Annotated in this window: 7 protein-coding genes; 1 reads left to right on the top strand and 6 read right to left on the bottom strand. The window is 70.5% G+C overall.

The features are described 5' to 3' along the window. From ACF1DX_RS27410 to eccD, 6 genes are all read right to left on the bottom strand, one after another. The coding region (locus ACF1DX_RS27410) for an AAWKG family protein (protein WP_391793811.1) at positions 1-1,843 on the bottom strand (1,843 nt) is incomplete at its 3' end. A gap of 99 nt (positions 1,844-1,942) precedes the next feature. Further along, positions 1,943-2,389, bottom strand: coding sequence for a type VII secretion system-associated protein (locus ACF1DX_RS27405; RefSeq protein ID WP_391793810.1), 447 nt, complete (start codon positions 2,387-2,389; stop codon positions 1,943-1,945). A 28-nt stretch (positions 2,390-2,417) separates the two neighbouring features. Then, positions 2,418-2,738: a WXG100 family type VII secretion target gene (locus ACF1DX_RS27400; RefSeq protein WP_391793809.1), complete on the bottom strand. Its 321-nt coding sequence runs from the start codon at positions 2,736-2,738 to the stop codon at positions 2,418-2,420. 68 nt (positions 2,739-2,806) lie between these two features. After that, positions 2,807-3,157 (bottom strand): hypothetical protein, encoded by a 351-nt coding sequence (locus ACF1DX_RS27395; RefSeq protein WP_384707290.1) that lies wholly within the window; start codon positions 3,155-3,157, stop codon positions 2,807-2,809. A gap of 360 nt (positions 3,158-3,517) precedes the next feature. Further along, positions 3,518-4,990: a type VII secretion protein EccB gene (eccB, locus tag ACF1DX_RS27390; RefSeq protein ID WP_391793808.1), complete on the bottom strand. Its 1,473-nt coding sequence runs from the start codon at positions 4,988-4,990 to the stop codon at positions 3,518-3,520. A 17-nt stretch (positions 4,991-5,007) separates the two neighbouring features. Continuing rightward, a complete protein-coding gene (gene eccD / locus ACF1DX_RS27385; protein WP_391793807.1) occupies positions 5,008-6,405 on the bottom strand; it encodes a type VII secretion integral membrane protein EccD in 1,398 nt (465 codons plus the stop codon). A gap of 342 nt (positions 6,406-6,747) precedes the next feature. Between eccD and eccCa the strand changes: the two genes are divergently transcribed. Continuing rightward, positions 6,748-10,692, top strand: coding sequence for a type VII secretion protein EccCa (gene eccCa / locus ACF1DX_RS27380; RefSeq protein WP_391793979.1), 3,945 nt, complete (start codon positions 6,748-6,750; stop codon positions 10,690-10,692). Positions 10,693-10,696 lie beyond the last annotated feature (4 nt).

The raw sequence follows: 10,696 nt of genomic DNA, 5'->3' as shown, positions 1-10,696 counted from the left end.
CTTCCTGTTCGGCCTTGGCCTCGGCGCGGTCGGCTTCGGCCTGGGCCGAGGCCCGTTCCCGTTCCTTCTTCGCCTCGTCCTGAGCCTTCTGGTTCTGTGCGAGGACGAGCGCCTGCTGTTGCTGGGCCTCCGCCTTGGCGGCGGCCTGCTCGGCCTTCGCCTCGGCCTTCTCGCGCTCCTGCTCGGCCTTGGCCTCGGCCTTCTCCTTCTCGGCCTCTTCCTTGGCGGCGGCCTGCTCGGCCTTCGCCTCGGCCTTCTCGCGCTCCTGCTCCGCCTTGGCCTCGGCCTTCTCCTTCTCGGCCTCTTCCTTGGCGGCGGCCTGCTCGGCCTTCGCCTCGGCCTTCTCGCGCTCCTGCTCCGCCTTGGCCTCGGCCTTCTCCTTCTCGGCCTCGGCCTTCTCCTTGTCCCGCTCGGCCTTCGCCTCGGCCTTCTCCTTCTCGGCCTCCGCCTTGGCCTCCGCCTTCTCCTTCTCGGCCTCGGCCTTCTCCTTGTCCCGCTCGGCCTTGGCCTCGGCCTTCTCCTTCTCGGCCTCCGCCTTGGCCTCCGCCTTCTCCTTCTCGGCCTCGGCCTTCTCCTTGTCCCGCTCGGCCTTGGCAGCCGCCGCCTCGGCCTCCGCCTTCTTCTTCTCGGCGTCGGCCTCCACCTTGGCGGAGATCTCGGAGAGGGGACGGTCGTCCTTGTCGGTGATGCTGGTGTCGAACGCCTTCTCCGCCGTCTTGAAGGCCTTGTGGATCTCGACGATGGCCTCGGCGCCCGCCGTGCTGAGCCAGTCCTGCACGGACTGCTCCCACCGGCGCACCGCCTCGTCGGCGATCGCCTTCCACGTGGTCATCTCGCTCGGCTTGCCGTACGACTTGCCCTCGATGACGATCTCGTTCCGGAAGCCGTCGGTCGACACCACGTAGTTGTGCCAGGTGGTGTACGGCCCGCCGCCGCTGGACACCGTCTCGATGTCCGTCTTGTCGTACTGGGTGTCGAAGAGGGTCAGCCGGGCGTTCTGCAGCATGTCGTAGAGCCAGCGCTGCGGATTGCTCTCGGCCTTCCACGCGTTCCAGGCGTCGGAGAGCTTCTGCGCCTGGGCGAGGAGAACGCCCTGGGCCTCGGCCAGCGCCCGGGCCGGCTCGGAGGTCACCGTCACACCGTCGATGGTGACGGCGGTGCCCTCGCCGCCCTTGCCGTTGAGCTGGTCGGCGTAGCCCTCGTAGTTCCGGGCCAGCTTGTGGATGAGCGCCTTGAAGATGGCGGCCGACGTGCCGTCCCAGGAGTCGCTGCCCTCTCCGATGTTCTCGGTGTCCCACTTGCCGATGGTGACCGCGCTGTCCTCGAAGAACTTGACCACCCGGTCGAAGGCCTTGGCCGTTTCCGTGAAGGTGCGCAGGTCGACGTAGTCTGCGTCGTTCACCGGGTAACCGCGGTTCTTGAACCCGTGGGTCGAGTAGGGCCACATGGTGATCTGCGAGAGGGCGTCCCGGGAGCCGTAGACGTACCGGACCAGCGCGTTGGTGTTCCAGTCGAGCTTCTCGCCCTCTTTGTTCCAGCCGCCCTTGTCCTTCAGGCGCTCGCTCGTCTTCGAGTAGTCCGGGATGATGTCGTTCCCGCCCGGCGGCCAGGACTGGCCGGACGCGAGGAAGGTGATGTAGGCGCGGTACCGGTAGAGGTACTTCCCCGCGGACACGTCCTGGGAGTCGTCGCTGGGGCGGTAGAACGGGATGGTGTAGTCGGTGTTGTGCGTCTTCCATCCGCTCGAGGACAGGAAACCCGACGAGTAATCCGGGCCGCCGTGCTTGTCCAGCCGGACGTGAATCAGCGGGATGCCGTCGTTACCCTTCAGGTCGTCGAACAACGTCTTCCGCTCCGGCAGGACATAGCCGGTGAGCAGGTCAACCGCTTTTTTCCAGTTGTCGTTGTTGTTGTCCCCGGGGTTGGCCATCGCCGAACTCCGCTACTCTTCCTCTTCGGTGCCACCGGAATTGCCGAGATCACTGTCGACATCCTCGAAGATGTCCATGAAATCGTCCGCGGTGATGTTCTCGAGATTCTTGCCCTGGGCCTTGGCCAGCTCGTCGATGGTGTCCCACAACGCCTGTTCGAGGTCCTCGAAGAGGACCGTCTGGTCCTCCAGGATGCGCACGACCTCGCCCGCGCCCTGCTGGACGACCTTGTTCAGGGCGCCCCCGCCGACCGCGCTGTTCTCGCCGGCCATGAGACCGATGACGAGCGGCTTCGCGGAGTCGATCGTCGTGGTCGAGATGCTGTCCGCGATGAACGTGATCGCCGGGCCGGCGGTCGGGCTGTCCTTGAGGATTTTCTCCAGGGTCGTCCGGAAACCGTCGACCTGGTTGTTGATGAAGTTCTTCAGGAACGTGCTGTCGAGGACCGTGACGGCCACGTGATCACCCTTCCGTCACCGGCCGGCGTCAGCGGCTGCCGATCCTGATGTCGCCCCACCGCTGCGTCAGGTTCTGCTCCGTGTACCGGTATTTGCCGGAAATCTCGGTGAGCAGACCGGAGTGGTTGGCGAGCAGGGTCTTGATGTTCTCGACAGCTGCGTCCCACTTCGCCTGGACTTGGCTGTAGACGTCCCGGTCGTCACCGATCCAGCTGTTGCGGAGTTCGGCCAGTTCCATTTCCAGGTTGGCCAGAATGCTCATGATCGCCTGGGACTGGCTGATCATGTCGTCCGCCGCACCTTCGGCGTGGTTGTAATCGACGTAGATGTAGCCGTCGGAGAAGTCCATCAGAGTCCTCTATTCACCAGGAGAACGACGAGATGTGAGGGGTTCGGGGTCCGCTGGGTGCGTCGAAATCAGTTCGACGACGTGTTGGTGCCGTTGAGCTCGTCGAACACCTGCGTGGAGCGCGAGTACTCCGAGTCGATCGCGTCACTGGTGGATCCCTGCACCAGTCCGTGCTCCGTGAGGGTGCCGTTGAGCTCGTCGACCATCCGGTCCAGGTTGATCAGGATCGTGTCGACGTGCTCGTCCCACTGCTCCAGCAGCTTCTTGTACTTTCCGCCGTCCACACCGCCGTAGTTCGAGGCGAGCGTGTGCGACGTGGACTGCACGTCCTGCTGGCAGCGCTGAACACCGGTGAAAGCCTGTTCCAGCGCCATGATCCCATTGCGGGTCGCGCGTTCCTCGGACTGCTGCATGGCCATCAGAGAACTCCCTTTTCGGCGAAACTCACCGGGCTGCGTCCCCCACTTCACCCTGCGGGCAGACAGGGCGTCCCCGCGATCACGAACGGCTCGCCGGGGCCATGGGGTGGCCAGATGCTATGCAGGCCGCAACTTGTTTGGCAATTGCCCGCGGAACCGCGAAGTCCCCTATTCGGAAGCTCAATTGAGCAATGACCCGGAATTCACGCCGCTCAAGTGAGCGGCGCGGTGGATCCGGCCGGACAGATCGGGCATCCGCGCCGCTCACCAGGGTGCCGCGGAGCACCCGGCTGAACGTGAAGTGACCCCGGAACACCAGGAATTTCCCTGCCGGCCGCTTCCCCGCGGGACCGTCATCCCCTAGGCCCGCGGGCACCGCAGCGTCACCCTCGCCTCGCCCTCGGCCGCCGCCTCCGGGGTCAGGTCCGGGCCGCTGGGCAGCATGGCCAGCATCGGGGACGGCATCGTCCGCGCCTCGATGCCCTCGTAGCCCAGCGCCGCCACCGCCTCCTGGGACAGCAGCCGGTACTTCACACCCTCGTCCGTCACCAGGTACGTGGTGTCGCCCAGTGCGCTGCCGCTCGCGCTCAACGCCCTGACCAGCGCGCCCTTCCCCGCCCGTACGGCGATGGAGTCGACCTTCAGACAGCCCGGTTCGACCTCGGGCGCCGGCGCCTGCACCGCCGGGGGCAGGGCGTCCTGGGGCAGCACCGAAATGCCCACCCGCACACCGGAGTCCGCGGAGTCGACCTCCGCACAGGAGACGGAACCGGTGGCGACGGTGACCGCCCTCGGCGGCTTCGCGGGCAGCCTCTCCGTCCCCGAGCCCCGCGTGTCCGGGGCGAGATGCCCGGCCAGGGTGTCCGCGCCGAGCGTCACCACGGTCGCGGCCTCACCGGCGTACGCCTTCTCACGCGTGAGCGGGTCGCCCAGCAGGAGGGTCGCGCCGGTGTCGGTGAGGGGGACGAGGCCCTCCCGCGTGAGCAGGTGGTAGCGGGCGGCGGAGCCGGGGACGTCGACCTTGAAGAGCTGCCCGATCCTGGTGCTCCGCCCGCCCAGTTCGGGGCCCTTCCCGCCCCGGCCGGGCACGTCGGCGGGGGCCAGGTCGGGTCCCAGCGGGAAGGCGTCGAGGAACGCCGCGGAGACGGGACGCGGGGTGACGTCGCCGTACCCGAGGGCCTCGGCCGCCTTCGCCCGCTCGTCCAGGCGCAGCCGGCTGCCCTGCCACAGCAGGTACGTGGTGTCGTCCGGGCCGGTGACCAGCAGGCCCTCGTCCTCGCCCAGCCGCCGGCCGCCGGGCACGTCCTGCGGGGCGTCGGTGCCGAGGGCGAGTGTCGTGGTCGTCGTGACGACGCCCGTCGTCCGCGGCAGGACGCCGGAGCACACCAGCCACGGGGTGCGGTCCAGGTCGCCCGTGCCCGGCAGTGCCTCGGGCCCGTCGGGGATGCCGACGGGCGTTCCGTGCGGGGTGCCGGCCAGCGAGGACGTGCCCACCGTCGTGACGCCGACCTCGCCGCCGGTGACCAGCCGGGCCGACGCGTGGTTGCGCACCGGGCGCAGCCGCCCGTCCAGGTACAGGTAGCGGGCGCCGGTGTCCTTGTCGACGATCAGGTTCTCCCCCGACCGCCACGAGTCGTTGCCGCCGGGCCGGATGAGCCCGAAGACGAAGGCGCCGGCGCACACCAGCACGGCGATGATCACGCCGATCGCGGCGCCGCGGTTGGTCCTGCCCAGCGGGCTCTCCGGGGCGTCGGGCTCCGAGCGCAGCATGGCCGAGGCCAGCCGGCCCATGATGAAGAGGTGCGCCTGTACTTGGTCGCGCTTGCTGTGCATGTCGCCGTTCTCCCGGGTCAGCCGTTGATGCCGCGGAGCCAGCCGTAGACGCCCATCGACCAGAGCGTCAGCGGCAGGATGCTGAGGGCGGCGAGTGAGTGCAGCAGCTCGGCCGCACGCCCCCAGTACGGGACGAGCCGCCGTCCGGGCACCGTCCACGAGGCGATGGTGATCGCGGCGGCCAGCCCCATCAGCCCGGCCGTCAGGGTCAGCCGGTCCGCCGGGGCGAGGGAGCGCGCGGACACGGACAGCAGCAGGACCACGCCCCAGGCCCCGGCGCAGGTCAGCGCCAGCCGCTGCCAGACGTTGCCCAGCCCCCGGCTGTGCAGCAGCAGGAGCAGGGAGAAGGCCACGAGGGTGAGGATCTCGGCGAGGCCCGGCGCGACCATGAGGGCCGCCAGGCAGGGCAGGCAGATCAGGCCGATGGCACCGTAGAGGGCGGTCATCCAGCCGTCCGCCAGCGCGGAGCGCGCGTCGACGTCCGAGGAGGAGTACGGGTCGATGCCCTGCTGAAGCTGCTGGACGTTGGTGGGCAGGGGCGGCATCCGCATGCCGGCCAGCCGGAACGACAGCGACGGGACGAACCCGCCGAAGAGCACCACCACGACGGCCACCACACCGGCCGCCTGCTGCGGCGCCAGGTCCAGGGTGATCAGGGCGGCGCCGAGCGCGCCCGCCGCCGCGACACAGGCCGCGCCGATGAACAGCGCCGGGTAGACGCCGACCGCCGCCAGGGCGAGGATCGTGCCCGCGCCGCCGGCCGCGGACGCCGCCAGCAGCCGTGCGCCGAGGACGGCATCGCCGTCGGCGCCGCCCAGGTCGCCGCCGGGCAGCAGCCAGCCCGCCAGGGCGAAGTAGGGGGCCGCCATCAGGCCGAGCACCGAGCCGGCTCCGGCGTCCCCGACGGCACGGGAGGCGGAGCCCGCCCCGGCGATCAGCAGCAGTCCGGCGGCCGAGGCGGCGACCGCCCGTATCCAGCCCGCCGTGCCGGGCATGGCCAGCAGCACGATGCCCAGCGCGAGGGTGGCCGCGGCCAGCCCGCGCAGCAGCCGCCGGCCGGCTTCCGGGCTCCAGCCGTGCGGTCTGCGGCCCATGCCGTCGGCGATGCCGTCGACCAGGTCGTCGATGTGCACCTCGGGCAGCGCCTCGGTGCGCGGGCGCAGGTAAAGCTCCTCTCCGTCCCGCAGGCCGAGGGAGTCCAAGGTACTCTCGGGGTCGAGCGGTGGACCGCCGAGCCGCTGGAGCACCCAACCTCCGTGCTCCAGACCGGTTTCCTCCAGGTCGTCCCCTCCGTAGCCGATCACTGTGGGCAGCAGATCGGCGACGGGGACGTCGGAGGGCACGGCCAGGTCGACGGTCCTGGCCGGAGCACGTACGGTGACGCGGCACAGGCTTGCCGTCTGAATGTCGGTCATGGCTTCGGGGTTCACACTTTCTGGCGGACCACGGGACACGCGGTGGCTGGAAGGTGGCAGTGGCACACCGGTCGGTCGCCGAACGCGACGGAAAAGTCGGACGGGGCGTGCGCCGACGAGTTTGACCGTACGCCGGGCTTTTCGCAACACCACTCCGGGAGTTCAGCGTCACGGCACCTTACGACCATTTTCCCGACGCCGTCGCGCGGGACTCTGACTCTTTACGGTAAAACCCGCGACGTTCTCGCGGAGTCCCCCCGGAATTCCTTCCGAAATCGTTGAGGAGGACGTTCGTTGAGCGTGATCCTGTTCCACCGACCGGCCCGCCGTAAAGGGCCGGAAATGCCGTCGGGGGAGCTGAGTCTCCAGGAGCCGCCCACGCTTCCGGAAGTCGTGCCGGACAGTTCCGCGGTGTGGACGTATCTGCCGATGGCGCTGATGTCGGTCTCCATGATGCTGATGTTCATGCGGCCGGGGATGAGCCAGAGCAGCGGCGGATTCATCTACATCGCGCTCGGTGTGATGGTGATCGCGTCGGCGGGCATGATGCTCGGTCAGGTCATGCGCCGCAACGGCGAACGCAAGCAGCGGATGAAGGGCGAGCGCCGCGACTACCTGCGCTACCTGCGGCAGACCCGGCGCATCGTGCGGACGTCCATCGTGGAGCAGCAGCGCGCCCTCGCCTGGCGCCACCCGGAGCCCGACGCGCTGTCGTCGCTGGTGCGCAGCACCCGGCTGTGGGAACGGCGGACGTCGGACGAGGACTTCGCCGAGGTGCGGATGGGCGTGGGCGACCAGCGCCTCGCGATGAAGCTGACACCGCTGTCGACCAAGCCCGTCGAGGACCTGGAGCCGCTGAGCGCGCACGCGCTGCGCAGTTTCACCCGCGCCTACTCCACCGTCCGCGACCAGCCCATCGCGATCTATCTGCGGGCCTGGTCGAAGGTGCTGTTCCGCGGGGACGAGGAGCGGATACGGGCCCAGGCGCGGGCCCTGCTGGCGCAGTTGGCGGTGTTCCACTCCCCCGACGACCTGTGGATCGCGCTGTGCGTCTCGGACGAGCGGCGTGCGGAGTGGGAGTGGGCGAAGTGGCTGCCGCACAGCCTGCACCGGCACGAGGAGGACGGCGCCGGACCGGCCCGCCTGATCGCCTCGGCCTTCACCGAGCTGGAGAACCTGCTCGGCGCGGAGTTCCTGGAGCGGCCGGGCGCCGACCCCGACGCGGTCCCGGGACGTGAGGAGCCGTACACGGTCGTCGTGATCGACGGCTGCACGGTGCCGGCCGGGCACCGCTTCGACGGGCACGGGTTCCGCAACGCGGTGGTGCTCGACCTCACCGGTGCGCTCGCGTGGAAGCCCGGCCGGACCACGCTGCGCCTGGAGGTGGACGAGGCCGGGGTCGCGCTGGTGCGCACCGACCGCGACCGCAAGGAGCAGTCGACGGTGCTCGGCCGGCCCGACCGGCTGGGCACGGTGGGCGCGCTGGCGCTGGCCCGGCTGCTGGCGCCGTACCGGATGAGTGTGGGCGGCGACGACTCCAAGCCACTCGCCGACGACGTCGAGCTGACCTCGCTGCTGAACATCCCCGACCTGCACCGGCACGACCCGGCCACGCTGTGGGAGAAGGCGACCGGCAGCGCCCGGCTGCGGGTGCCGATCGCGGTGAGCGGTGAGGGCAGGCCCGTGGAGCTGGACATCAAGGAGTCCGCGCAGGGCGGCACGGGACCGCACGGCATGCTGATCGGCGCGACCGGGTCCGGCAAGAGCGAGCTGCTGCGCACCCTGGTGCTGGGGCTGGCGCTGACCAACTCCTCCGAGACGCTGAACTTCGTCCTCGTCGACTTCAAGGGCGGCGCCACCTTCCTCGGCCTCGACGAACTGCCGCACACCTCGGCGGTCATCACCAACCTCGCCGACGAGGTGTCGCTGGTCGCCCGGATGCAGGACGCCCTGCACGGGGAGCTGATCCGGCGGCAGGAGCTGCTGCGCGCCGCCGGGAACTACACCTCCGCGCTGGAGTACGAGAAGGCGCGGCAGTCCGGGGCGCCGCTGCAGCCGCTGCCCAGCCTGTTCGTGGTGGTCGACGAGTTCAGCGAACTGCTCGCCTCGCACCGCGACTTCATGGAGCTGTTCGTGATGATCGGCCGGCTCGGGCGCAGCCTCGGGGTCCATCTGCTGCTGGCCTCGCAGCGGCTGGACGAGGGCCGTATGCACCAGCTGGAGAGCCATCTGTCGTACCGGATCGGCCTGCGGACGTTCTCCGCGATGGAGAGCCGGGGCGTGCTCGGTGTGCCGGACGCCTACGAGCTGCCCGCGCAGCCGGGTGCCGGCTTCCTCAAGAGCGGCGTCGACGCGCTCACCCGGTTCCGGGCCGCGTACGTCTCGGGGCCGTACCAGCGGCGCCGGGCCGTCGTGCAGGCGCAGGTGGCGCGGCAGGTGGTGCCGTGGACGGCGGAGTGGGTGGTGCCGCGCGCCCCCGCGGACCCGGACCTGGCGGGCGAGCCCGACGGGAGCGGGCCCGAACCGGAGGGCGAGGGGGACGACAGCGGGGAGACGCTGCTGTCGGTGGCGCTCGACCGGCTGCGCGGGGCGGGACCGCCCGCCCACCAGGTGTGGCTGCCGCCGCTGGGCCGGCCGGCCACCCTGGACCAGATCCTGCCCCCGCTCTCCCCCGACCCGCGGTACGGCCTGACCACGGCCGACTGGCCGCTGCGGGGGCGGCTCACCGTGCCGGTGGGTGTGGTCGACCGGCCCTTCGACCAGTTGCGCGACCTGCTGACCGTGGACCTGTCGGCGGCCGGGGGCCACGTGGCCATCGCCGGGGGGCCGCAGAGCGGCAAGAGCACGCTGCTGCGGACCCTCATCACCGCGCTGGCCCTCACCCACACCCCGCGCGAAGTGCAGTTCTACTGCCTGGACTTCGGCGGCGGCACGCTGGCCTCACTGGACGGGCTGCCCCATATGAGCGGGGTCGCGGCGCGGGTGGACACCGAGCGGGTGGGCCGTACGATCGCGGAGGTCACCACGCTGCTCGCCCGGCGGGAGCGGTTCTTCCTGGAGCACGGCGTCGACTCCATGGCGACGTACCGCAAGCGGCGCGCGGCGGGCGACTTCCCCGACGAGCCGCACGGGGACGTCTTCCTGGTCATCGACGGCTGGGCGACCGTGCGCCAGGACTTCGACCGGCACATCCCCACCTTCAACGCGCTGGCCGCCCGCGGGCTCAACTACGGGGTCCACCTGATCGTCACCACCGCCCGCTGGGTGGAGCTGTCGTCGTCGGTGCGCGACCAGACCGGGACCCGGCTGGAGCTGCGGATGGGCGATCCGATGGACTCGCAGATCGACTCCCGGAAGGCGGCGACGATCCCGCGCAGCGCGGGGCGGGGGCTGACCTCCGACAAGCTGCACTACCTGTCGGCGCTGCCGCGCGTCGACGGGGTCGAGGACGCCGACGACCTCGCGGACGGGGTCGCGGGGCTGGTCGCCGCGATCGCCGAGAACTGGACGGGGCCCACCGCGCCGCGGGTGCGGATGCTGCCGGCGAAGCTGCCGGTCGAGGAGCTGCCGGAGGCGGAGGGCGAGAACGGACTGCGGATCGCCATCGGCCTGGACGAGAACGAACTGGCTCCGGTGTGGCACGACTTCGCCGAGAACCCGCATCTGATCGTGGTGGGCGACACGGAGAGCGGCAAGACGAACCTGCTGAAGCTGGTCGCGCGCGGCATCACCGAGCGGTACACGCCGGCCGAGGCGCGGATCATGACGGTGGACTACCGGCGGGAGCTGGTGGAGAGCGTTCCGGAGGCGTACCGGCTGGGGCACGCGGTGTCGCTGGACATGCTGCGGGACCTGGTGGACGGGGCGGCGCGGGCGGTCAAGCAGCGGGTGCCGGGGGAGGACATCGCTCCGTCGCGGATGCGGTTGTGCGACTGGTGGCAGGGTCCCCGGCTGTTCATCCTGGTCGACGACTACGACATGGTGGGCGGCGGGCCGATGACGCAGCCGTTCGCTCCGCTCCTCGACCATCTGGCGCTGGGGCACGAGGTGGGGTTGCACCTGGTGGTGGCGCGGTCCTCGGCGGGGGCCGGGCGGGGGCTGAACGAGTCGTTGCTGCGGCGGCTGCAGGAGGTCAACACGCCGGGGCTGCTGATGTCGTGTCCGCCGAGCGAGGGGTACCTGTTCGGGAGCGTGAAGGGGCGGGAGCTGATTCCGGGGCGGGCGGTCCGGATCGCCCGGCGGAAGACCGTGCAGGTGCAGACGGGGCTTGTGGGGGGCGCGTCGTGAGGCG

The organism is Streptomyces sp. NPDC014676, from assembly GCF_043084105.1.
Classification (GTDB): Bacteria; Actinomycetota; Actinomycetes; order Streptomycetales; family Streptomycetaceae; genus Streptomyces.
The sequence above is the reverse complement of the archived record's forward strand: the minus strand, read 5'-3'. Positions and strand labels throughout refer to the sequence as shown.

What these genes read in the sequence shown, in the direction of transcription:
- ACF1DX_RS27400 (WP_391793809.1), bottom strand. Translation starts at nt 2,738, where the DNA reads ATGGACTTCTCCGACGGCTACATCTACGTCGATTACAACCACGCCGAA.
- ACF1DX_RS27395 (WP_384707290.1), bottom strand. Translation starts at nt 3,157, where the DNA reads ATGGCCATGCAGCAGTCCGAGGAACGCGCGACCCGCAATGGGATCATG.
- eccB (WP_391793808.1), bottom strand. Translation starts at nt 4,990, where the DNA reads ATGCACAGCAAGCGCGACCAAGTACAGGCGCACCTCTTCATCATGGGC.
- eccD (WP_391793807.1), bottom strand. Translation starts at nt 6,405, where the DNA reads ATGACCGACATTCAGACGGCAAGCCTGTGCCGCGTCACCGTACGTGCT.
- eccCa (WP_391793979.1), top strand. Translation starts at nt 6,748, where the DNA reads ATGCCGTCGGGGGAGCTGAGTCTCCAGGAGCCGCCCACGCTTCCGGAA.